This window comes from Saezia sanguinis (assembly GCF_003991585.1).
GTDB lineage: Bacteria > Pseudomonadota > Gammaproteobacteria > Burkholderiales > Burkholderiaceae_C > Saezia > Saezia sanguinis.
The window spans coordinates 594,495-619,648 of sequence record NZ_PQSP01000002.1 but is presented as its reverse complement, the minus strand read 5'-3'; the positions used below and the strand labels follow the sequence as shown (position 1 = coordinate 619,648).

The window sequence follows — 25,154 nt, the reverse complement described above, 5'->3', positions numbered from 1 at the left end:
GACAAAAGTGCGGATACAGCCGGTTCCTCCCCTATAATCGCTGGTATCTGTAATATCCGTGTAGTTGACAGTTCAATAGACCATGCCGATTATTTTTGCTTTTACTATCATCTGCCAGATCATTTGCATCATCCATGTTTTTAAAACAGGACAGGAACGTGCTTGGCTGATCCCGATTATTTTTGCACTTCTTCTGGGATGTGCAGTCTACGCGTTAATGGTGATCGCCCCCGGTATGCTGGGTACGCGGCAGGGAAAGCGTGCCGTTAAAAAATTAAGCCATACCATCAACGCCCCACGCAATCTGCGGACTTTGCGTGGTGAACTCAGCCTGCGCGATACGGCGCAAAGCCGGGTCAATCTGGCCGATGAACTGGTTGAACTGGGGCAATATGATGAAGCCATTACGCATTATCAGGAGGCCCTTTCGGGCGGTGATGCGCACAACCCCGATACACTGCTGAAACTGGCACAGGCACAGTTTCAGGCCAAAGATTACACCGGCTGTCTCGCCAGCCTGAAAGACCTGCTGCAAAACAACCCCGGTTATATTTCACAGGATGGTCATTTGCTGCAAGCCCGGGCGCTGCACGAGCTTGGCGAGCTGGATCAAGCAGCACAGACGTATCAGCAACTGGTTGAATACTATTCCGGCCCTGATGCCAGATACTTTTACGCCAAACTGTTGCAACAGCAAAATCGCCCTGCAGAAGCACGCCAGCAACTGGAAGAAATTCAAAACTACGCACGCATTGCGCCCAAGTTTTACAAACAGATGCACAGGGACTGTCTGGCACAGGCAAACCGCCTGCTCAAAAATCTGGAATAACTTCGCTGTTGATTTTGGCTCCGCGCCGAATGGTCTGAAACAACGCCGTTGCAGAATCTGCTATTTATCAATATATCAGGATCTGCTACGGCATTTCAGGCCGGTTTCTGACTCTCGGCGTTTGCACCGGTCTGCGGTGGCACCGGATGCGGTTTACGCTCGCTGACCTCCATCGCATACTGCTTGGACCACAACAAATACGAAAACACCAGTGCCAGCACCGAACACACCGTCATGGCTGTAAACATCGGGATGGCTGTGCCATTGGCGAAAATGCCCACCAGCCCGGTAGACAGCGAGCCGCTGCCAAATTGCAGCGCCCCCATCATGGCAGATGCCGTCCCGGCAATTGCGCCCCAGGCAGCCAAAGACATCATGCCGCAACATGGCATGATAATCGGAATCATCGTCGCGGCAATGAAAATCACAATACAGTACGGCAGCAACCATTGCACTTTCATCATCGCCATCAGCAGCAATAAAATGCTACACACTGCATAGATAACCCCTGTCACACGCACTACGCGGATCGTACCAAAGCGGGCAATCAGGCGTGAACTGGTCTGCGCAGCCACCATCATTCCTACAGCATTCAGTGCAAACAGATAGCTGTAATTCAGAGGACTCAATCCATGCAGTTCAGTAAAGAAAAAAGAGGAACCTGAAATATAGGTAAAAAAACCTGCCTGCGTTAACGCAGCGACTGTCACAAAAGGAATGAACTTACCGCTGCGCAATAACGTGCCATAGTTTTTCAGCGTTTGCCCAAGCCGAAACTGGGCCCGCTGCTGCGGCGTGGACGTTTCTGGCAGAAACAGCACAATCAGCACAATAGAAATAACCGCCCCTGTCCCCATGGTGATAAAAATCATCTGCCACGAAAGTGCTGGGTGGCTGATGATAGCCGCCCCCATCATCGGCGCCAATACAGGCGCCACACCAATAATCAGCATCATCAGCGACATCAGCCTAACAGCCTGTATACCTGTATACAAATCACGCACCACGGCCAAACCGACAGCCATACCGACTGATGAGCCAACCCCCTGCACCGCCCTGAGTATCACCAGCGTTTGCGCATTCTCTGCAAATGCACAGCCCAAGGCCGCCACCGCATACAGCGAAATACCGATCAGGATTGTTTTACGGCGACCAATCTTGTCTGACATTGGCCCCATGAACAACTGACCGCACGCCAGCCCGAAGAAAAAAGACATCAGGCTCTGATGCATCATCCCTTCATCTGCCTGCAAGGTGTGGGCCATTGAGGACAGTGCCGGCAGATACATATCAATGGCCAGCGGCCCCAAGGCGCTCACAAACCCCAGCACCAAAGCAATAAGTAGATTTGATTTATTCATATTTTGATGGATCACTATCGAGCCGCATCAGCTCGTGACAATTACCGAACGATTATAAGGACAGTCGGAGTGCTGCCGCTTTGTGCGGGGGTATCCAATCTGTGTACTGCTTTTAAAACAATCATGCACCCAACCTGCTTCTGTCAGATGGCTGTGCATGCACTTGTACCCTGCCATGCACGGCCTTGGCATTCGCCCTTTACAATATGACCTGTTACCCCTGTTCTCTCAAAATCACCCCATGAAAAAAGCAGATATCGTCCCCTTTTTTGCCACTCTGGCTGCAGCCAACCCGCATCCGCAAACCGAGCTTGAATATGACAACAACTTTGAGCTGCTTGCTGCGGTGCTGCTTTCTGCACAGGCGACAGATGTCGGTGTCAACAAAGCCACACGCGTGCTTTTCCCGATTGCCAACACACCGCAGAAAATGCTTGCCCTAGGCTATGACACACTCTGCGAATACATTAAGACCATTGGCCTGTATCGCAACAAAGCCAAAAACCTGCTGGCAACCTGCCAGATCCTGATTGACCAGTACCATGGAGAGGTGCCGCACGACCGCGAAGCGCTGGAATCATTACCCGGCGTTGGCAGAAAAACTGCCAATGTCGTACTGAATGTGGCGTTTGGCGACCCGACCATTGCAGTGGATACACACATCTTCCGCGTCAGCAACCGCACCGGGCTTGCTCCTGGAAAAACACCGCTGGAAGTAGAGCAAAAACTGCTGAAACGCGTTCCGCCAGCATATCAGCAGCACGCGCACCACTGGCTCATTTTGTTAGGCCGCTATGTGTGCGTGGCGCGTAAGCCGCGCTGCTGGGAATGCCAGGTCAGCCAATGGTGCGACTACAAACCCAAAACAGCAGCGCCTACAAAATAAAACCGCAAACAGCCCGCCCCCCATTAATTATGCTTGGCTTTGGGCCTGCGTATTTTGGCGGCCTTGGTTGCTTTATGCGCCGCACGTTTGACTGCGCTTTTCAACTGGTCCAGCGCAGAACCGGTCCCGCCGTTTTGTCCATGTTTGGCAGGCTGGTTCGCTTTTTTAGCTGCTTTGCCATTCTTGGAAGCAGCCTTGTTTTGCGCAGAAACAGGTTTGCTCTGTCCGGCCAGCCCGTTTGGCACCAGCCGGAAATCAATACGCCGACCATCCAGATCCACCCGGCTGACCTGCACATGCACACGGGTGCCCAGTGCATAACGCACACCGGTACGTTCACCGCGCAGCTCCTGGCGCAACTCATCAAAGCGATAGTAGTCCCCACCCAGTTCTGAAATATGGATCAGCCCCTCCACATACATGGACTCCAACTGCACAAACAATCCGAAGCTGGTTACCGCACTGACCGTTCCGGTAAATTCCTCTCCGAGATGCTCGCGGATATAAACACACTTCAGCCAGGCCAGCACATCGCGGGAAGCTTCGTCCGCACGGCGTTCATTGGCGCTGCAATGCAGCCCGGCAACTACCCAATGCTCCATTTCGGTCAGCGCCATGCTCCCAGTATTCCCGGTATGCGGCTTACCGCCTTTCTGCGCTGCAGCCTCTTTCGGTTTAGGGGCTGACTCCAGATTGCTGACCGCCGTGCGATCATCGAGCTTGTACTTGCGGTTGGCCAGAATCCCCCGGATCACACGGTGCACCAGCAGGTCAGGATAACGCCGGATCGGGCTGGTGAAGTGTGTGTAGGCCGTATACGCCAAGCCAAAGTGCCCGCTGTTGATCGGCGAATAAATCGCCTGCTGCATAGAGCGCAACAGCATCATCTGAATCTGGCTGGCATCCGGCCGGTTTTTGGTGAGCTCGGCAATACGCTGAAACTCCTTAGTTGTCGGCTCTTCCGACAAGGTGATGTCCACACCAATGGCACGCAGGTAATTTTGCAGCAACTCCCGTTTTTCCGGTGTCGGCCCTTCATGCACACGAAACAACGCAATGCGTTTATGGTGTTCTATGAACTCGGCCGCGCACACATTGGCAGCCAGCATCGCTTCTTCAATCAGGCGATGCGCTTCGGTACGCTCGTAAGGTTCTATCTTTTCAATCTGCCCGGCTTCATCACAAATGATGCGCGTTTCAACCGTATCAAAATCAATTGCACCACGCTTTTCTCTGGCCTGGTACAGTGCTTGGTACAACTCGTACAGATGCAGCAGATCCTGCACATGTTCAGACCTGCGCAACGCTTCCGGGCCATTGGTATTGGTCAGAATAGCAGCCACTTCGGTATACGTCAGCCGCGCATGGCTTTTCATCACGGCTGGATAAAACTGATACGCATGTACTTTGCCCTGCGCCGTAATCAGCATATCGCAGACCATGCACAGACGCTCCACATCCGGATTCAGCGAACACAGCCCATTGGATATTTTTTCCGGCAGCATCGGGATCACCCGCCGCGGAAAATACACCGATGTGGCCCGGTCATAGGCATCATCATCCAATGCGGTTCCCGGCTTCACATAAAAACTCACATCGGCAATCGCCACCAGCAGCCGGTAGCCCTGCCCTTTGCCCACACGCGCCGGCTCGCAGTAAACCGCATCATCAAAGTCACGCGAGTCTTCGCCATCAATGGTCACCAGCGGCACATCGGTCAGATCCACCCGGTTGCGCCAATCGGCCGGCTTTACCTTATCGGGCAATGCCTGCGCCTGCTCCAGTGCTTCAGGGCTAAACACATGCGGCACATTGTATTTGCGCACCGCAATTTCAATCTCCATGCCGGGGTCGTCAATCTGCCCCAGCACCTCCACAATCCGGCCTACCGGCTGGCTGTGCAGCGTAGGCGGCTCGGTCAGCTCAACCGTCACCACCTGCCCCGACTCGGCATGCGCCAGCGCCTGCTCCGGAATCAGAATATCCTGCGGGTAACGGTTATCCTCCGGGGCCACCAGCCATACGCCATTTTCCTGCAACAAACGGCCAATAATCAGCTTTTGCTGACGCGACACAATTTCAGTGATATTGGCCTCTGGCCGCCCTTTGCGGTCATAGCTGGCAATGGTCGCCTTCACCCGGTCCTGGTGCAGTACCGTATGCATCACATGCGAGGGCACATACAAATCCGGCCCGCCATCATCGCGCACAATAAATCCATGTCCATCGCGATGTCCCTGCACAATACCTTCAATGACATCGTGCTTTATTTCTTTTTTAATTTTCTTAATGATAATAAACCTTCATCGTTTAAATTCAGGGCTGCCTCTGACAATCTGCCGCCCAAATAACTCACAGACAACAGATTATTCATACCAGCACAATGCCAGTATAAGAAACACCCCACATACCTCTATATTTTTGTAGAGATTACATCCATATGGGCGTGATCATTCTTATTTCCCTTTGCCCGCCATAGGATAGATCATCCTGATTGCCGGCAGCAGGAAGGCTTGATACAGCCTTAATTCTCCACGCTCTTTGGTTTGTGCGCCAATTGTATGACAGTTCCGGGCATCATTGCCACGTTCCATGAAGACCCAATGCCACACAATGCCCTTATTTTTAAACATTTTTTAAAAACCGCTTTGCTTATTTAAAAACTGTGCTAGAATTCATCTCCTTAGCCCAGGTGGCGGAATTGGTAGACGCACTAGTTTCAGGTACTAGCGGGTAACTCCGTGGAGGTTCGAGTCCTCTCTTGGGCACCAAACGATAATTCACAATCAACCACAAACTTACACAACGCATTGATTTTAAATCATAAATCAATGCGTTTTTGTTTATAGATATCCGCCAAAATCCACTGACATTTCCCACCTCTTATGTAGAAAATCTTGTAGAATGAAAATTCGAGTTACAAATTTCTACACATCAACATGGGAAAACTAACAGCCAAGGAAGCTGAAAACGCCAAACCTAAATCCAAAAAGTATCTGCTACTAGATGGAAATGGACTCTCTCTTCAAGTGAACCCTCAGAACGGAAAGTATTGGATATTCAGGTACAGATTTCAAAACACCGCCAAGGTCATCTCATTGGGCCCTTACCCCAGAGTATCATTGCAAGAAGCGAGACTTCGCTCATTTGACTGTCACAAACTTTTAGCCGACGGCATTGATCCGGGCTTGAAAAAACGTCAGGAAAAGCAACGAGGAAAAATTGAAGAGGCTAAACTTTTTAAAAATGTTGCCAAATACTGGTATCAAAGCAAAGAAAAAAAGGGACGCTCACCCGGTACTCTGGACAAGATGCGAACCTATCTGGATAAAGACATTTTGCCTGTTATTGGTGAAAAGTCCGTTGACAACATATCCAGACAGGATTGCATTATTATTCAAGAAAATATTGAACGGCGTAATGCACTGAATGTTGCCCAAAAAGTTCGAGGATTTCTGAGAGATATTTTCGATCAAGCTATTGCAAAAGAGCTCTGCGAATTTAACCCTGCCTCTAGTCTTGCTGTCATTGCCAAACCACAGCCAGCAGAAATACCCTATCCCCACCTCCTTGAGTCTGAGCTTCCCGATTTTTTACAAGCATTGTCATTATCTAGAAGCCGGTTTATTTCAACGACGGCAGCCTGGGCATCAATATGGACGGCCTCTCGGCCCGGTATGGTTCGTTTTGCTGCATGGCACGAAATTGATTTTGATAAGAAGTTATGGACGATCCCTGCTGAGCGAATGAAAATGCGCCGTGAACATGTCGTACCCTTGTGCTCCCAACTTTTAACCCTTCTACAGAAGCTGTATCAACTTACCGGCAGACAAGATTATCTTTTTCCGGGGAGTGGATCTAAAAACCCGACAATCAGCGAAAATACTATCAATAAGGTATTCCAATTAATCGGGTATCGAGGAAAAATGGTCAGCCATGGTTCACGACATACAGCAAGTACGTTGCTACGAGAACACCTTTGGCCTAAAGAATTAGTTGATGCACAACTGTCTCATAAAGAAGCAGGCATATCCGGCAAATACAATCACGCGGTATATTTGAAATACCGGGTCATCATGATGCAGTGGTATGCAGACTATCTTGATGCACTCAAAGAGGGTTTGACACCGGAGCAATCAGCCACATTTGAAAAAAGACGCAATGCCGCACTTTATGGGCTATACCAGGAGCCACTGAGCAAGTATCCATTAACCAGAGAAGCGTTCAACAATTAGAAAAAATCGACAAGGCTTCTGTTTTCAAGCATCATACTGAAGCCGATCTCTTTTTGTTACACACGCTTATTTAATCTTCAACTCAACCTGTTCTTCTACAATCACACCGCCGTGTGCGGTGGCATCCCCTAAGCGGGCCACAGAAATACCGTTGATTTTCATGAACGAGGAACCCGTGACTGTCGTGTCGAGCGTTCCTGTTCCTTCACAAAGCAGTTTATCACCCACCAGTGCAACCGGCCTGCCGTTGTATTTCACAAAATCCTGCTAACACGCGACAATCGGCCCGCCGACATGTGCGACAGTGCCATCGACAGCAGGACAGGTGTGGTGATGTCCTTTCAACGCAACGGGTTTTCCCATGATATCCCCCTTAATCATAGTTATGTTTGAAAATCAAACGGATACTTGATGCTGTGATGGCCGGATCACTGGTTGTTAGTTTGAGGCGGTGCCAACGTGGACGCAATGGATCGTTGAAACAGTACATTCCATCGTAGTATTGCCCCACGGTCAGTAAAAACCGTATATGGTCGTCGGCTTCCGGCAGCGCATTCCAAGAAATTTGTGCCAGCCGCTGAAAAACTTCAAAACGAGAGCGTTTAATATTGTGGTCACTGGAATTTCTCCTACGAAGGCAAAACAAAAAAGCCCCGTATAACGGGGCACCTGATTCAGATACTTAACCGTATTGGTTAATTCCCTCTCGCTCCCACGCCTCCAGCCTGTCCGCCCAGTCCTGCATCATCTGCTGACGCCCTTCAATATAGTTCGCATGATTATAAATTCCGCGAATCTTATCGGTCTTATCAGAATGAGACAGTTGCGCTTCAATATAGTCCTTATCGTACCGCAACTCATTAAGTGCGGTAGAGATCGTCGCGCGGATACCATGAGAGGTCAACCTATCCTTGTAACCCATACGAATGAGAATCTTGTTCAGGGTATTCTCGCTGATAGATTTTGCGGGTTCAGACCGGCTGCCCAACAGGAATTTCTGACCCGGATAATACATTCTTTGCAGTTGTTTAATCACTTCAACGGCCTGCCTTGACAGAGGAACGAGATAAGGCGGAATTTTGTTGTTCCTAGAAATTGTCTTATTCTTTCTTCTGCTGCTAAATGCTAACTTCGCTTCTCTTTTAGCGATGCGCAGCTTCAACTGTTTGACGTTTTCCGGTGGAACCCGCCATATAGCGTTATCCAAATCGAACTGGTCCAGCGTAGCTTTGCGCAGTTCTCCAGGTCTGACGCCTGTCAGGAATAACAGCCTAATACCCAGCTTATTCTGGATGTTAGCGTTGACCTTCTGAAAATCCGCCCAAAAACGCGGTAATTCATCCATCGTCAGATAAGGGTTGTTTTCTGCCGGAAGCGGTTCATGAAACAACACTTCCAACTCCAGATCAGCCGGGTTGCTGTCAATCAATCCTTCGGACTTCGCGTATTTGAACATCTCATGCAACCAGCTACACAACTTTTTCCTGACAGTCAGCGCACCGCGTTGCTCTACTTTTTTTAAAATAGTGATGATATGTATTCGGTCAACCTGATTGAGCCATAGACTACCAATAGCAGGAATTATTTCGTTATTAAAATAACGTTCAATCTGTTTGGCAGTACTTTTCCGGTTTTGAAGCGTTTCCTGACCTAACTTTTCAAACTTAATTTTTTTCCATTTCTCAATGTAGTCTTTTACCTGACAGCTATGAGGATGGGCATCCTCCTGTATTCTGACATTTTTCTTCGTGGGACAAATGCCGCTTAGCAATAACTTTTTCCCGTTATCTCTTAACTCCCGCGCTTCTTTAATACTGACTAACGGGTAACTGCCAAGCGTGCATTTTTTTTGTTTTTTCCCGTAGTAAAAACGAAAATACCAATTTTTACTTCCGTTGGGCGCTACATTTAAATAAAGCGAATTACCATCGGTCAATGTATAGGATTTTGGTTGTGGTTTTGCATTGCGTACAGCAATGTCTCTCAGCAGGGCCATATTGTGTCCTCTTATTCTTTGCTAATTGATTGATGCCATATGCCAAGCCTATCGCCGTGCGTGGACGAAAAAGTCTTTTAAGACTTGTCGAACTCACACGTACTTATTTAGGACTTATTTGATATGGCTATAGGCGGATTTTCACAGATTTCTGTGGAATGCAAAGAGGAATTAACTCTTGGAGTTTCAAACAATTATGGACCTTTATGGACCTATGTGGAGATGAAAGTGGCGGAATGGACGTAATTCACCCTCACGCTATAACTGTTTGATTTTCCTAAATGCTTCAGCAGAAATATGAAAACCTGGGACTTATTATGGGCATATTTTTTTTCATTGCAAGATATTTTTTACGACAACAAGTTAGCTGAACACTCCATCACCAAAATTCAAATTTTCAATACTCACTTTATACCGTTATGCATATCTAACACCTATATATTAATCCACCATCCATAAGATATACATCACAGTTATCGATGAAAAAGAAACTCTGTCATTTCGTATTTTTTTACATATACACCATCAATAGATATAAATTATAGATATCATTGAAAACAGCTACAACAGAGGCTCTTCAAGGACTTATCATTGTCGTAAGATGTATTCATTAATACAAAATACATCACAAACTTTGATAGTAATTTTGTAGTTTTTGACCTAAAACAAATTAACTACAGCAAGGGCAGAAACAATGCAAACTTATTCTGGTGAACGATCAAGATAAACATTAACAAAAAATTTTATTAATCTAATTGTGATCAAAATTTATATTTTTTACAGTCACCGCGATTAATATATTTTTCTTTTCGGCTCGCTCAAAATCAGAGCCAACTCTAGAAATGTTTTCTTAATCCGTTGCACGCATACTAATGACGCAACAGATCGTAGAGTATTTGCTGGCTAGGGGCTACTACAAACACATTAAGTACGATTCTTTCAGGGGGGAAAATATGGATGCTTTGAATTTAAAAGATTCGGAGGCACAAATATTAAGGGGAAAGAAAGTTGTATATCACCCTATCGAAGCAGCTATTCTGTGGAGCGATGCTCATGAAGAAGAGAAAGAAATTTTTGAATCCATTGATTTTAACGTTAAATCTTCCAGTTATAAATGCACATTGGAGCTATTGAAACGCTGGCCGTCTGTACATCTCAACGCACAACGTATTTATGATGGTATTGTCAATGAAGAGCTTTGTTATTGCAAAAATGGGATCAAAAAAAACAGCGATGGAATGAGCTTGAATGATCCAGAACTGACAATTCGATACGTTGATTTAAAACGTTGGATTTCTGTTTATTACCCTGATGAAAAACCAAAATTTTTGTTCAATTGTATTGAACAAAAAATACATTCATTTATTGATACTGAGTCTATATCCATGTTGCTCATGGAAAGAGATACTCTGCGGAGTCGTATTTTGTTATATGAAGAGAAACTGACTGAGTTAAAAAGATCTCTGGAAAAAAAGCAGGCTCCTACAGACTCGTCTCCAATAAGACTTCATCAGCGCTCCGAAAGCACTTATTTATCCATCATTGGAGCCCTATTATGGCTGATACTCGGTTCCACTCCCAGCGGCAAGCCCTATTCAATTTTAAAAAATCTGGAGGCAGTGATCACAATTATTCTTGCCCAATATAAAGGATATCCTGGGCTTTCAGAATGTAATTTACGAACCAAATTTGCAGCAGCTAAAAAATCATTGAACGGCAGCCATAACCAACTCTAATTATATGAAAAAGCACTCTAATTAGAGTGCTTTTTCATCTCCGCCGTAGTGAAATCCATAGCAATCTTTCCTTGTGCAATTCAGGAGCATTCTATGGATATCAACAACCCGACAACAAACTTCATTTTACGTTTACCGGACGTTGAAAAACGCACCGGCATCAAACGCTCATACATATACAAACTCATTAAACAAGAAAAATTCCCAAAACCTGTACCGCTAGGTATTCGGGCGGTTGGTTGGTACTCCAACGAGATCGATGTCTGGATTACCAACCGTGCAACTTCTTCCGTAACTAACTGAATCATTTTTCATTGACTAAAAAGGATAAACATTCATGTTAGTTATTTCGATTATTTCAACTAAAGGTGGTGAAGGCAAAACGACACTGACGGCCAATGTCGGCGGTTTTCTGGCTAATGCGGGCCTGCGCGTACTGCTGATTGACCTAGATATTCAGCCAACACTGTCCAGCTATTACAAACTGGATAAAACAGCCCCGTGCGGTATCTATGAGTTGCTCGCGTTCAATGAGAGAGCGCCGGATCGGATTATTTCAAATACGGCCATCCCTAATCTCAGCCTGATATTTTCAAACGACGATCTGGGACAACTTAATACGCTACTGCTTCACGCACCGGACGGCAGATTTCGGCTCAGAAACTTGTTACCTAGTTTTAAGAATCTTTTCGATGTCGTTTTGATTGATACACAGGGTGCCCGCAGCGTGTTGCTGGAGATGGCCATTATAGCGTCCAGCACGGTTCTTTCTCCTGTGACACCAGCAATACTGGCTGCCAGAGAGTTCCGGCGCGGTACGCTGCAATTGATGTCGGATATTGCCCCATACAAGCATTTGGGCATATTACCACCACCCGTCAACATGTTGATTAACCGCATACCTGCGGTATCTGCCAATGCCAGACTGATTCAAAAAACGCTGAAAGAAATATTCATTGATCAGCCTGGCATCCGCATTCTGAATACAGACATCCCTCAAATTGAGGCTTATCCACGGGCTGCCGTTCAGGGCCTCCCTGTACATCGAGTTGAATACCGGCAGCCTTCCGGGCGAGTTGCGCCTGCGGCCATTGAAACCATGCGCCAACTTACTATCGAGTTGTTTCCACAATGGAAAACACAACTCATGAATGTCACCGGGAGAAAAGGAAATGAACCGAAGTAACCACAAAGTATGGATGTGTCGCAAGCGTTTTCAGAACCTGATCCGGTTTGCGCTCAAAGAAGGTTGGCGGGTTGCAATTACGCATAGAGGCCACTTGCGGCTCACCTCCCCCAGTGGTGCACGCATCTATACAACATCAGACAAGAGCGGAATAGAGCATGAATGACAAAACACTTTCAACGTCTTTACTGGCAGGTAATTTTGACAGACAAAGCCCTGATGCACAGACTCTGTCCGACCCTATTGCGGACACATTCATGGTCGTTACTCTGGATCAGCTCAGGCCGTATGACCGCAATCCGCGCTTGACAAAAAACCCTCGTTATGACGAACTGAGCGCATCTATCAGGCAACGCGGACTGGACTCTGCTCCCCCCATTACCCGACGCCCTGGTGAAACTCACTATATAATCCGCAACGGTGGCAACACCCGGCTGGAAATACTCAACGAGCTTTGGAAAGAAACGCGGGACGAAAAATATTTTCGCATTGGCTGCATGTTCAAACCCTGGCAAGGTGAGATTGTTGCATTGACTGGGCATTTAGCAGAAGGTGAGTTGCATGGGGAACTCACGTTTATCGAAAAAGCGCTTGGTGTTCAAGAAGCCAGAAATCTATTAACACAGGAACTGGGACATGACATCACGCAAAAGGAGTTGAGCCAAAAGCTATCTGAAAACGGTTTTCCAATTAGCCAAACTTTGATCAGCCGGATGAATGATACCATTACCTATCTTTTACCGGCAATTCCCAATGCGCTTTATGGCGGTCTTGGCGGTCGAGGCATCAGCAACCTGTTAAGCCTTAAAAATGCCGTCATCAGAACCTGGCTGAAATACACTACCCCAAAAGCTACTTTCAGTGTTGAAGAAGCCACTGAGATGTTTCAGGAAATACTGGCTGTCTTTGATCATCAACCGGAGCACTTTGAGTTCAACCGGATCAAAGATGAAATCATTGGCAGGCTAGCTGAACATTTTCAAACGACTTACGATTTAATGGCATTAGAGGTATCTGAGGATGAATCGCGCCAGCGGGCATTGAACACCCCGCCAACGATTCATGCTGACGCTGCCGAAAACTCATCAAATCCAGCATTCTTTGAAAATACGCCCAAGCCGTTAGTATCCAATAACAATGATATTACCTCTTCATCAGCGGTTCTGCCCATTAAGACAGATAAATCCGCCGATAAGCCTGCTGCGGCTGGCGCGCATTTTATTGGTCTAAGCTCTGAAGAGCCACTACCACAAAGCCAAGAAAACAGCCGCGTTAAGAATATCCAAAATCTGGTTGTGCAAAGTCTGGAGCAAAATACTGAAGATATTCCCGGTCAGAATGCACACTCCCTGCCCGCTTATGCAGATGGTCTTTATCCGGTCACTGACATCTGGCTCATCAACCCGGCTCAGAATACACCGGACTGGATCAAAATTGCCATCATCCAACTGGTCAGAGAAATTGCCGATGTATATGGCTTGGCACAGCACATCGAAGAAAACAACTCTATATTAGGTTATCAATGTCAGTTAGTGGAAAGCACAAGCATAGGATGCACTGTGTTGACATTTTTAAATGCACTGAATGCTGACGCAACAACAAATTATTCTGTGGAACTCAGCGCTTTGCTTATCGGGAAAACAGCTCATCAGGAACCCCCGTGTCTAAGCGATACATCACTGATTAAAGTTTTTAGGCTGATCCGCCTTAGCCGCCGCCTGATCGAACTTAACAACATCAATGAACCTTTAGCAAACTGATTTTATGGGGGTGTATGATGAACAGTACCCAACCGTTAAACCAGGCTGTAATTGCGCAGGTACTCAATGATCTGCGAAACGGCCAGCTCAGGCGCTGTCTGAGTATGGGATTTTCTCATGAGGATATAGCACTGCTTCGACAACCAGAACTAGTTAGTGTTCTACTGAATACCAAAGTGACCTGGGTTAATGTTGTCATCAATGTTCAGATCATGCGGAGGCTGCTGACACAAGCGCACAACGTTGAAAAAGAGATTTCGCTCATTGACCGCCTGCTGGTTCAAAATGCCAGCAGCAAAATGATCTGTGAAATATTCGGTCTGAATCAGCGAGAGGTTGCGTTTCGCCGCCATTTGCTCGGACTGACCAAAAAAAGGGGGCGCTGGCTTGAGATCACAGAAAGACAGGAGCACGCGCTATGGCGACGCTGGAAAACACTTAAAGACGCTGAAAAGCTTAACGTAAATGATACGTTTGAAATGGTCAAAGTGTGCCTGACGCTGGCTGAAGAAAGCAGTCTGCCTATAGCATCCATTTGGCCAGTGATGCAGGAATGGATCAACGAGGGTTTGTTATGAGCCAGATCGTATCTGCGGTACCCGGCTTTATCTATAGCGGCAATTACCATGACAGCATTCCCCGTAGCCTCTTTTTCGACAAGCGCCTGACACCGCTGGAGCGTAATTGCTGGATCGTCATAAAAACGCTGCTGGAGCAGGACAATATTACAGCAATGCCATCTTATGACATATTGAGCCAATACTTGATGATGAAACCCTTTACAAACAAAGCGTCATCTGAAACTGTCTCCAAAGCGCTGATTGTTTTGCGGCTGACGCGCTGGATATCATTAGTGAAAGCTCGGCGTGCACGCAATGGGCAACGCCTCTCTAACCTGTATGTAATTCATGAAAGCCCGCTGACACCCTATGAGGCCATTCAGATTGATACCGATTATTTTTCTTTAATCAGCCGCTCCATGGACCATGGCAGCAAAGGTATTCAGCAAGTTGCCAGACACACGCTCAAAGAAGTCGTTGAAGATCCCCATTTGGCTGGGAAAGTTTTACCCACACGTATACAGTTGCTTATTCAGCGCATGTCTGAATGTGATATACATCTTAACGCCCCCAATTCCGAAGGAAGCTCCCATGACGGACTTCGGAATAGTAAACAACTGCATTCGGATTCCCAAGCAGGCGTCAACCCCGCCTGTAATCACAATCTTCCAAATCCGAAGCCGGTATGTAGTAGTAGTAATAATAAAATACATACTACAATACGTAAAACGCAGATTGAAAAACTGGATTTTCCAGAACAGTTCAGAAAACTGTCTTCAAAACATCAGGATACGGCATTGAATACGATGATCAATCTGCCGTTGACAACGCAACAGCAGATCCTCAATGAATGGCATGAACGCTGTCAGTCCTGTCACGTCCGAAAACCCGCCGCTTATCTGCTTGGGATTATTCAGAAAGCCTATCGTGGCGAATTTAATGCCTGGGGCAATGAACCGTTGCAACTGGCACTGCCTGCAACGGAAAATCCAACCCCGTGTCATGTGCAACCGGTAACACCGGTGGAACAACCACCGGCTGAACAGGAATTACCATTGAGTACCCCGAAAACCGCGCAATTTCATATCGACAAAATCAAATCAATTATCAAACGTGGCTCATTAAGAACTGCCGACATCGGTGGACCTTGATGGAAAGTATTACACGAGTAATACGTTCCATTACCATCCACTTGCCCATTTTTGCTGATAAAAATCAGCATCCGCAGATTTGCTTTTTTGACACCCTCTTATACTGCTATAGCACATTATCTGACTTCACCACTGATTTTAGTTTCCATTTCACAACCAGGAGTCAAGCGATGCCAAGCAACCTTCAACTGAATCTGGGCGCACTGCGCTCCAGTATGCAACTGACACTACACACCCACCATGCAACCCGTCTATGGCATGGCCGACAGCCTGCCAACGGTAAACCGCTTATTATCGGCCTGAATGCCTATTTGTCGATAACCAACAAAATGATCCGCGGCGCAGCGCAGGATGATCCTTATTCAGACATGTGGATGATTCGCGTTGAAGAACGCATTGATGCGATTAAAGACCATTTCCAGCACATCCGTGAAATCCTTGCTGAGGTTTTTAAAGGTGTTCCAGTCAATCTTTCGCTAGGAGATAATCTCAATATACAACCCGTCAGTCTGCCTATATTCGCCAGTTCTCCATTGGGATTCCTGGCGATCTATCTGATTGCAGAATATGATGAGATTGTTCGGCGTCTTCTGCTGGCGCAACATGTTGCTCTGATTGACAGAGCTACGTTAGATACCTGGCTGGATGATGGTGCTCATGAACTAAGAAGTTTGTTTGCGCTGGTACAGCAATACCAATATTCCGGCACCCGTCGAGACGATTACGCTGCCAAGAATGCCGCAGCCAGCAATGCTATCGAGAAATTCGGAGAATTGCCGCAGGACGTTCTAGAAGGTACTCGGCGCTCGCGTTACGCGCCACCGATTATCCGCCCAACCGAACCGTATGAAACTGTGTCGATTGCACTAGTAGACAATGAGCCCCAGAAACTACTCCCGTCAGAACCTGAAAATGCGGCAACTGACATTTCTGCCGAAAACAGAGAGGTTCTCAATGAGCAATGAGAAAACCGGTTGTTACTTTGAACCGCTGGGACAGGCCGCCTTCCTGAGCCTGGAATACAGTGCCTTCCTAAAGGGCCTTTTAAAACCCTTTAAAGGTAAGGGAGAGCTCGAATCATGGGCCAACCAATGCGAACGGCTGCGCGATGGCGTTATTCATCTAGCCCAGGAGAAGCTGTTGCGTCAGGCGCAAAGTTTTCCCTTTGCGTTGCTATCTACACGATATGCATTGCAAAGCACCGGAACAGGAACATCATTTTTACGCTGGCGCAACGCTGACCGCTCACTCATGGGCGTGCATCTGTGGCAAAAGATGATGGCTGCCCCACAAACCCCGCAACACCTTATTGATGACTTGTATCAAATGGAAGTCCAACGAGCAGTAGTGAATATGCAAATCAGCATATTGCACACCATCGCTAAACAAGCTCGTGATTGCGCCAAAAAAGTCGATGCTGCACAGGCGCACTACTTAAAACGGTGCAGCAGCTAACCCTATCAGTTTTATTTGGAGAAAACGATGTCTACAAAATTTTATGGCGAAGGCAACATCGGTTCAACGCCGGAGTTCCGGGAGTTTGTCAACGGTAACGATGAACCACGGCGCGTACTGCGATTGAACGTCAGGTTTGATAATCCAATCCCTGTGAAAGACGGCTACGAAGACCGCGGCGGGTTTTGGGCTCCCGTTGAAATCTGGACGCCGGAGGCCGAACACTGGGCTACGTTGTATCAGCGTGGTATGCGGATCCTGGTTGAAGGTCGGATGGTCTGCCAGGAGTGGACCGACAAGGAGCAGCAGGAAAGAACCACATTTAAAGTTGAAGCGCGTCGTATCGGCATCCTGCCACACCGCGTAGCGTCAATAGCTATCGAAACCAAACCCAGGGAGGAGGAAACCGCAGACAGCTAATCTTTTTTCATACCCTTAAAAAATAAAAGACACACTCAACGGCTGCTAACACAGCCGTTTTTTGAGCGCTGAAAATCATAGTGGATTATGGTGGAACGTATTATACGTGTAATACATTCTACTGCCATCCACAAACCGGCATTAACGAGCGCCTGCGCCAAACAATACGCGCTCGTCATTGCGCCAAAATGATTCGTATTGATTTTGTATTTATTCAGATTTTACACGCTGGAATCCTCAATCTGGTCGCCATGTTTTACCGCTGCGACAATGAAGGACAAGATGATTGCCGCCTGACATCACTTAATTTGAGGAAACTATTCATGAAACTATTGAGGACTACAGTTTTCATTTTGGGCTTTAACACGGCTGTCGCTCATGCCGACTGTACTATTGATCCGGTTCCCATCGGGCATATCGGTTCATCTCAGTGTAACGATTCAACCATCTATATTCCGGCTCCTGGCATTATCGGTACTGTCAACCAGTCAGCCGTGGTACTACGCGATGGTGAAGCCAATAACGATATGACCGTTTACCACTACAGCGGCTGGGCGAACGTCTGGGGAGACACGGCTGGTACGGCAAGTTACGATACTTATACACGCAACAACCTCAACTACCAGACCAACGACCTCAATATTCAAACCAACGATCTGGGCTCCCAGCAGTCCACCGGTATTCTATTACAGGCTGGCAAGAATATCATTGCCAATATTGCCTCGTTCGTCTCCACCAACAACGCTACTGGACTGACGGCTATTAGTGAAAATGGCTCTGTGCATATGGCGCTTGGGCATATTAGCTTTACCAACCATCTGGCTGGAATTCAGGCCGAATCTAATGGCGGAGATATTCATATTGACGTAAACAAAGACACCAGTTGGATTCAAGTGGATGATAACGGTATCGGCATCGATGCTCTTGACATCGGCAGCAATGGGAATACCACTATTAATATAGTGTCGAATGCCGCCATCAGAAATGCGCAGCGGGGTATTCAGGCCGTTAGTCATGCAGGCAACATTGCGATTACTAACAACAACAGTATTAATGCCAATACGGTCGGTATTCACGCCCATGCCGATCTTGGTCAGATTGTTATCAATAACTACGGTAATGTGACCGGTATAACCAGTGCGGCCATTTTAGGCTATGCCAATGGCGCAAAATCAATTTATATCGGTTCCCATGCCGGAACGCTCACAGGAGCCATCGGCATCATTGCCAATAGCAGTGCAAGTGACATTGTTATTAAAAACAACAGTGCTATCCATTCAACACAAACGGGTATTAGCGCAAAAAACAATTCCGGCTATATTGCCATCGATAACCATAAAGCCATCAATGCAAATGAGTATGGCATATTTGCACAATCCGATACCGGTAATATCCATATTGTCACGCAAGGAGCTATCAATGCCGATCAGGGTCACGGCATTAGCGTCGCTACACAATCCGCTGAGAATTTCACCGACATCAACGTATTGGCAGATATGACTGCAACAGGCAGCGATCACAGTACTGCCGTGCTGGTTAATTCCCAGGGCGACGGAAATATCTACATAGGCCAAAATGCCAGGTTAAACACATCGGCAGGTATTGAGCTCAATCTGGATGAAGGTAGTCAGTTTAGCATCAGCAATTTAGGAATTATCGACACATTGACCGATAAAGCCTTGTCCAGCTCAGGAGCAGGCAACATCACATTCAACAATGCCGGAACTCTTTATGGCAATATGATATTGGATGCCACAACGACCTTCATCAATAGTGGTAAGTGGGTATTGCGTAACCTGACGGGTTCTGAAACGTTTAACATCAGAAATACCAAAGGCGTTGCCGCTTCATATTTTGGTGAAGACTCCCTGCTTCAAAACAATGGCACCATCATCCTTGATTCTGAAACGGCACTCTTTTTTAACTCACAGGGAACCTATACCCCTGCTGGGGCATTGTCGCTTGAGAATGGTGCATCATATGGACAGCTATTGGGCTTGTCTCAGTTTGAGCAACATGCAAACGGCCTGATTGACCTCACCGGAAATAACCAGGCCGGAGATGTACTGGTTATTTCCGGCAGCCTGAATGCTGGAGAAAACGGTGATGGTCTGTTTATCAGTCATGGCGGCGCCATTAAACTCGATACCGTACTCAACGAGGGAGACAGCCAGAGCCTGAGCGATATGCTGGTCATTGACAATGCAATGCTTGGCAGCAGTGCCACTAAAGTGTTCATCAAAGCTATGCCTACCAGCCGTGAAGTCAGTACGGTGAATGACGGCATCAAAATCATTGAGGTTCTGGGAACCTCTGACGCAGAAGCGTTTACGCTGGGTGCGCCAGTCACGTATGGTATTTATGAATACCGCCTTTCACAAGGAAAAGACGACGAAAACTGGTACTTACGCAACCGCAACGATGACAATGGTAATGGCAGCAATGGCGGCAATGGCGATAATAGCGGCAATGGCGATAATAGCGGCAATGGCGGTAATAGCGGTAATGGCAATAATGGTGAAAGCAACGACAGTGAATATCTTTATAACCCTAACATCGGTTCATTCCTGGGCAGTCAGTATGCCGCCTCTGAAATGTTTTACCAAAGCCGCTCAGACCGGCAAAATGAGCTGTATGCACATGACCACACAATCTGGTTGAGAACAAAGTACAGCCACTTCAAAACAGACATTTTGAACGGCCTGCAATTTGAACATATCACCACATCAGTGTTTCAAGTCGGGGCTGACCTGCTTCAAACCGATACGCTGATGGCTGGTGTTTACGGCGGTATTGGCAATGCGTCTATTGCTAACCGCAGCAACCAGACCGGCAGCAAAGCCCACGGCAGCGTTAAAGGGCATCATATCGGCCTTTATGCGAGCTGGGCTCAGGATGAACTCATCGGGCCTTATTTTGATTTCTGGACCTATTATGCGTGGTTTAATAACCGGTTAAGCGGTGCATCTCAGACACACGCCGTTCAATACCACAGCAGCGGCATATCGGTTTCCGCTGAAGGTGGCCACAGTTTTATTTTGCAGCAGTACCCGGATGGCAGTTCCCTGTTGGTGCAACCCCACGGACAGTTCAGTTTTACCAGAATGAGGGTTAATGATGTCATTGACAGTCATCATACGCACTACACGGACGGTTTAAGCTCTGGCATGAAAGCGCGTATGGGTGTAAAAATCGCCCAAAACCTTCCTTCTGGCGCATTTGGTTTTGCCCCTTACGTTGAATTCAATTGGTTGGTCAACGACATTAACCAATCAATCAAGATGAATTCGCAAAAAATGACAACGGAAATTGGTAAAAACGTCGCCGAAATAAAGTTGGGCGTTCAGGGCAAGGCTAGTAAAAATATCAACGTGTGGGGACATGTTGGAACCCAGCGCGGTTCACAGGGCTTTGTAAATTCAGAAATACAACTCGGTCTTGGCATTGTATTTTAGATTGATTTTGAGCGACTGCGTCAACATGCACCCGCTCAACATTGTGTCTATCTAAAACTGAAATGTGACTGCGCCAAAACTGCATTCATCCACTTTTTTCTGACGCATTACGTCATCCTGATGGCTACTGAATTTCAGTCAGCTAAAGGTAAAAAGTCATGCGTCTATTTTTATGTGAAAAACCATCACAGGCTAAAGATATCGGTAAAGTGCTTGGTGCAACCCGGCGGGCAAACGGCTATCTTGAAGGCAATGGTGTAACCATAACATGGTGCATCGGTCATCTGTTGGAGGCCGCAGCCCCGGAAGCGTATCATGAGAGCTATAAGCGCTGGGAGATGAGTACCTTGCCTATTTTGCCGCAAACCTGGCAGGTACAAGTAAAACCGCCACTATCACAGCAGTTTCAGGTAGTCAAAAAACTGTTGTCACAAACCAAAGAACTGGTTATCGCTACTGACGCAGACCGCGAAGGCGAGATGATCGCCCGCGAGCTCATTGATTATTGTGGCTACAAAGGCCATATTTCACGGCTATGGCTATCAGCCCTGAACGATGTCTCCATTAGAAAAGCACTGGATGAGCTCAAGCCAGGGGCAGAAACACTGCCGCTTTACCACTCCGCCCTCTCCCGCTCTCGCGCCGACTGGCTGATCGGCATGAACATGACACGCCTGTTTACGTTGATTGGCCGACAAGCGGGTTATGACGGTATTTTATCCGTTGGACGGGTACAAACGCCAACTCTTGGTCTGGTTGTACGGCGCGACCGTGAAATACAGAATTTTGTACCAATTCCCTATTGGGCGATTAATGTCTCACTGTTTTCCGCTGGAAGACAATTCCATGCCACCTGGCAACCACCTGAGAACGCTACCGATGATGCTGGCAGGTGCATTATGACTACCGTAGCCCGTGATGCAGTTCATAAAATCAGTACCGTTAAATCCGCGACCGTTCAATTTGTTGATATCCAGCGAAAACAGGAAGCGCCGCCGCTGGTTTTTGATCTCAGCACCTTACAAGACGTGTGTTCCAAAAAACTGGGACTCAGTGTGCAGGAAACGCTGGATATTGCTCAGGCATTATACGAAACTCACAAAGCGACCAGCTATCCGCGTACTGACTGCGGCTACCTGCCGGAAAGCATGATTGGCGAGATACCTGCGGTACTGGCAGCATTGGTTAAAACCGATCCGACCATTGCACCACTGGTAAAACGGCTGAATACTCATATTCGCTCCCGTATTTGGAATGATAAGAAAGTAACCGCACATCATGGTATTGTTCCCACTGTTGAACCGGCCAATTTGTCAGCGATGAATGAAAAAGAATTGGCCGTTTACCAACTGATCCGGGCATATTATTTAGCGCAATTGATGCCTAACTACGAATACGACAGAACCTTGGTGCAATTAGACTGTAATGGAGAAACGCTGATTACAATAGGTAAACAGGTTATTATTGCAGGTTGGAAAATGCTTTTTAATGGCGCAGATGAAGAAGATGATACCCAGGATAGCCAGACATTACCAGCTCTGACTGTATCAACCCATTGCAACGTGGTGAACTCTGAGCTTCAGGCACTTAAAACAAAACCACCCAAACCCTATACCCAGGGCGATTTAATCAAAGCCATGAAAGGTGTTGCCCAATATGTGACAGACCCCATACTCAGGCAGAAACTGCGGGAAACAACCGGAATTGGTACGGAAGCTACTCGTGCGGGAATCATTAACGGCTTATTGCAACGCGGCTATCTGGTCAATAAAGGCAAAGCCGTTTGTGCGACTGAGGCAGCATTTACGCTGATTGATGCAGCTCCCCCGGAAATTGTCGATCCGGGAATGACGGCCTTGTGGGAGCAGGCGTTGGAGTGCATTGAAAAAGGAACTGTGTCTGCCGATCAGTTTTTACGTAAACAAACTCAGTGGGTTAGACAGTTAGTTGAACAATACCGCAATGTTGCACTGTCAATCACCATCCCGCAAGGACCTCAATGTCCAAAGTGTGGTACTCCAATGAAAAAACGGCAAAGCAAGAACGGTCCATTCTGGTCCTGCTCTACATTCCCGGCGTGCAATGCCACCTTGCCAATTGGTAATACCAAATCCCAAAAGCGTAAAAAGAAAATCTCCTGATTCTCCTTACTCTGTCCTGTTTGGCTTCTGAAAAGAAGCCTTTTTTACCTGAAAAGCGCTATAGCAAAAACCGCATTTATCGCTGTATGTGTTTACCTCCGTGAGATACTATCTACAGTTGCTAGCTTGAACGCTTGTAACCCTGCCGTACCTTAACCTTCGCTTGTGCGGCGCTGTTGTTAAAACAGAAGAAGGTTTTTTTATATTCGCTTTTAGCAATGTTTTTCCCGTTGGTAATTCAGACGGCTTTTTTATGACCCGCAACATATCATAAAAAAGCCGTCTGGTTACAGTACTCCATACCGCGCTCGCCGGTGAATGCCGAGCTCCATTTGTGCGTAGATTCGTGCCAAATTCTGTCAATTCACGCCACGACAAGAATTGAGATAAAGTTTTAGGAGATGATTTTAACCGCGATCTGAACCTGAATTTTATGGTGGTTAACATGATCTCAGCCGGTATTCAACCGGCGCGTTTTCTCTACTTTGCACCAGATAAAAAAACGACTAAGGGGGAGAATTAGTCGTTGAACATTAAAACATTTTCATTGTTTTTGTTGGCCCTTGAATTATGCAAAATCTTCATAAAATTGTAAACAGAGATTATGTGTTCCAAACTCAAAATATCTCGACATGGACAACACGATCTCAATGACACTGCATTCTGACGCATACACAGAAATGGTTTTTCTTTTAAAAAAGAAGATAAAAGCGCTACGCTGGACACAAACAAAGTTGGCCGAGCTTACTGGTATGCATCAATCCTATATTTCCAGAGTTGAAAGCGCACGCTAAGCAACACATTGACACTATTGATTATTTCAAATTAGCAGAAATTTTAGGTATTGACAATAAACTGATACGCAAAACACTGCATCGCCATTTGCGGCTGATTCCCGCGCTATCAAAATCGACATTCAAATCCTAATTAAAATCACCTAATGCAGATCCGTATTTATCATTTTTTTAACGGTCATGCCGCCCATCATTGCTGTCAAATCCACAACACACAGGTCACAAAGCAATGAGAAAAACCAAACATTACTATGAAGGAACAGGGTTGCTGAAATTAGCGGCTATCACTCCTGTCATCACAGCGCTGTTCTCTCCCTATAACCTCAATAAAGCAACCTCTGCCCAGGACAAAACAACCATTGCCATCAACCGGAAATTCGACAACCCAACATGGAACGATGTATTCATGAATCTGACTGCATTGGCTCAGTCATTGGGATACCAACCGGACTCAAATACACATGCTGAGCCAATCCACTGTCTTTCTTTTTTTACCAGACATTTTGATGTTAAATCGCTGGATACAGAGTATTTGCACATATTTTGCGAAGACTGTGAACCCGATATGCAACCGACACTAGAAGAGCTTTTCGAGCTAGCAACCCATTTCAACGATGGGCATAACCTACAAAGTATTATGTTTTCTGGCGTACACCATTGCAATGAACCGGAATTTGGAGCATTTCACGGTGAGTGCATATTCATTAGTCATGGGATGACGAGGTGGCTCTCAACTGAAAATATTTGTGAATACATGAATGGAGTTATGACAAAGTTTGCGTTACAAGATTTGGATTTTATGGACCATCTCTGTTTGGCACTTTTTTGTGAACTACAAGATGCCTTGTACAGTTTACATGATCAAAAACTCATACAAACTGTTCAGCTTAAATTAATTGCCGCACTCAAAAATCCGCAGGAATTACTTCAAAGACTAACCGATCCCAATGATGACTAAACAATGAATTTCTCCAGCCAAACCAGCCACCTTATCAGGTGGCCTTTTTATTTCAAAAATCACGACACTTCATTCTGAATTTTTTCATATTTCCACTCATCGTTTCAGACATCATTACTTCGTGACGCTGGTTGAAGCCAGCAGCACTCAGGCAGGCAAGATCTTCAAGTCTGCGGTTTTGATATCAAAACAGGTCATTATTTTATCAATCCCAATCTGCTTACAGCAGAT

General features: G+C 46.6%; 20 protein-coding genes and 1 tRNA gene. 17 read left to right on the top strand and 4 right to left on the bottom strand.

Features of this window, described 5'->3' with window-relative positions; all coding sequences use genetic code 11:
* Positions 1 to 82: 82 nt before the first annotated feature.
* On the top strand, positions 83 to 829 hold the full coding sequence (locus CUZ56_RS06800) for a tetratricopeptide repeat protein (RefSeq protein ID WP_126979500.1): 747 nt from the start codon (positions 83 to 85) through the stop codon (positions 827 to 829).
* A gap of 95 nt (positions 830 to 924) precedes the next feature.
* Here the strand turns inward: CUZ56_RS06800 and CUZ56_RS06795 are convergent, their stop codons facing one another.
* Positions 925 to 2,190, bottom strand: a complete 1,266-nt coding sequence (locus tag CUZ56_RS06795) for a multidrug effflux MFS transporter (protein ID WP_126979498.1) — start codon at positions 2,188 to 2,190, stop codon at positions 925 to 927.
* 241 nt (positions 2,191 to 2,431) lie between these two features.
* On the opposite strand from CUZ56_RS06795, the gene nth reads away from it, so the two are divergent.
* On the top strand, positions 2,432 to 3,076 hold the full coding sequence (gene nth / locus CUZ56_RS06790) for an endonuclease III (RefSeq protein WP_126979496.1): 645 nt from the start codon (positions 2,432 to 2,434) through the stop codon (positions 3,074 to 3,076).
* Between the two features lie 23 nt (positions 3,077 to 3,099).
* Here the strand turns inward: nth and rnr are convergent, their stop codons facing one another.
* The gene (gene rnr / locus CUZ56_RS06785; protein ID WP_126979494.1) at positions 3,100 to 5,373 is read right to left on the bottom strand and encodes a ribonuclease R; all 2,274 of its coding nucleotides are present in this window, start codon (positions 5,371 to 5,373) and stop codon (positions 3,100 to 3,102) included.
* A 389-nt stretch (positions 5,374 to 5,762) separates the two neighbouring features.
* On the opposite strand from rnr, the gene CUZ56_RS06780 reads away from it, so the two are divergent.
* Positions 5,763 to 5,847 (top strand) — tRNA-Leu (locus CUZ56_RS06780).
* A 168-nt stretch (positions 5,848 to 6,015) separates the two neighbouring features.
* Positions 6,016 to 7,311, top strand: a complete 1,296-nt coding sequence (locus tag CUZ56_RS06775) for a tyrosine-type recombinase/integrase (protein ID WP_126979492.1) — start codon at positions 6,016 to 6,018, stop codon at positions 7,309 to 7,311.
* 66 nt (positions 7,312 to 7,377) lie between these two features.
* Here the strand turns inward: CUZ56_RS06775 and CUZ56_RS16000 are convergent, their stop codons facing one another.
* Positions 7,378 to 7,569 (bottom strand): PAAR domain-containing protein, encoded by a 192-nt coding sequence (locus tag CUZ56_RS16000; protein ID WP_204250842.1) that lies wholly within the window; start codon positions 7,567 to 7,569, stop codon positions 7,378 to 7,380.
* A 424-nt stretch (positions 7,570 to 7,993) separates the two neighbouring features.
* Positions 7,994 to 9,307, bottom strand: coding sequence for a tyrosine-type recombinase/integrase (locus CUZ56_RS06765; protein WP_126979491.1), 1,314 nt, complete (start codon positions 9,305 to 9,307; stop codon positions 7,994 to 7,996).
* A gap of 953 nt (positions 9,308 to 10,260) precedes the next feature.
* Between CUZ56_RS06765 and CUZ56_RS06760 the strand changes: the two genes are divergently transcribed.
* From CUZ56_RS06760 to CUZ56_RS06700, 13 genes are all read left to right on the top strand, one after another.
* A complete protein-coding gene (locus CUZ56_RS06760; protein ID WP_126979490.1) occupies positions 10,261 to 11,043 on the top strand; it encodes a hypothetical protein in 783 nt (260 codons plus the stop codon).
* Positions 11,044 to 11,136: 93 nt separating this feature from the next.
* On the top strand, positions 11,137 to 11,346 hold the full coding sequence (locus tag CUZ56_RS06755; protein ID WP_126979489.1) for an AlpA family transcriptional regulator: 210 nt from the start codon (positions 11,137 to 11,139) through the stop codon (positions 11,344 to 11,346).
* A gap of 34 nt (positions 11,347 to 11,380) precedes the next feature.
* Positions 11,381 to 12,229: a ParA family protein gene (locus tag CUZ56_RS06750; protein WP_126979487.1), complete on the top strand. Its 849-nt coding sequence runs from the start codon at positions 11,381 to 11,383 to the stop codon at positions 12,227 to 12,229.
* Positions 12,230 to 12,387: 158 nt separating this feature from the next.
* Positions 12,388 to 13,989: a ParB family protein gene (locus CUZ56_RS06745; RefSeq protein ID WP_126979485.1), complete on the top strand. Its 1,602-nt coding sequence runs from the start codon at positions 12,388 to 12,390 to the stop codon at positions 13,987 to 13,989.
* A gap of 14 nt (positions 13,990 to 14,003) precedes the next feature.
* A complete protein-coding gene (locus CUZ56_RS06740) occupies positions 14,004 to 14,567 on the top strand; it encodes a DUF2857 domain-containing protein (RefSeq protein ID WP_126979483.1) in 564 nt (187 codons plus the stop codon).
* Positions 14,564 to 15,700 (top strand): STY4528 family pathogenicity island replication protein, encoded by a 1,137-nt coding sequence (locus CUZ56_RS06735; protein ID WP_126979481.1) that lies wholly within the window; start codon positions 14,564 to 14,566, stop codon positions 15,698 to 15,700. Before CUZ56_RS06740 ends, CUZ56_RS06735 begins: the two co-directional genes overlap by 4 nt.
* Before the next feature lie 170 nt (positions 15,701 to 15,870).
* Positions 15,871 to 16,665, top strand: a complete 795-nt coding sequence (locus CUZ56_RS06730; protein WP_126979697.1) for a PFL_4669 family integrating conjugative element protein — start codon at positions 15,871 to 15,873, stop codon at positions 16,663 to 16,665.
* Positions 16,655 to 17,155 (top strand): DUF3158 family protein, encoded by a 501-nt coding sequence (locus CUZ56_RS06725; protein ID WP_204250841.1) that lies wholly within the window; start codon positions 16,655 to 16,657, stop codon positions 17,153 to 17,155. The genes CUZ56_RS06730 and CUZ56_RS06725 overlap by 11 nt, the downstream gene beginning before the upstream one ends.
* Positions 17,156 to 17,182: 27 nt before the next feature.
* Positions 17,183 to 17,575, top strand: a complete 393-nt coding sequence (locus CUZ56_RS06720) for a single-stranded DNA-binding protein (RefSeq protein ID WP_126979477.1) — start codon at positions 17,183 to 17,185, stop codon at positions 17,573 to 17,575.
* A 323-nt stretch (positions 17,576 to 17,898) separates the two neighbouring features.
* Positions 17,899 to 21,030, top strand: a complete 3,132-nt coding sequence (locus tag CUZ56_RS06715) for an autotransporter family protein (protein WP_162615274.1) — start codon at positions 17,899 to 17,901, stop codon at positions 21,028 to 21,030.
* Positions 21,031 to 21,188: 158 nt separating this feature from the next.
* The gene (locus CUZ56_RS06710; RefSeq protein WP_126979473.1) at positions 21,189 to 23,171 is read left to right on the top strand and encodes a DNA topoisomerase III; all 1,983 of its coding nucleotides are present in this window, start codon (positions 21,189 to 21,191) and stop codon (positions 23,169 to 23,171) included.
* Between the two features lie 632 nt (positions 23,172 to 23,803).
* Positions 23,804 to 23,965, top strand: a complete 162-nt coding sequence (locus tag CUZ56_RS16340) for a helix-turn-helix domain-containing protein (RefSeq protein WP_126979471.1) — start codon at positions 23,804 to 23,806, stop codon at positions 23,963 to 23,965.
* A 229-nt stretch (positions 23,966 to 24,194) separates the two neighbouring features.
* Complete coding sequence (locus CUZ56_RS06700; RefSeq protein ID WP_126979469.1) at positions 24,195 to 24,923, top strand: hypothetical protein; 729 nt, start codon at positions 24,195 to 24,197, stop codon at positions 24,921 to 24,923.
* The last annotated feature ends 231 nt before the right edge of the window (positions 24,924 to 25,154 follow it).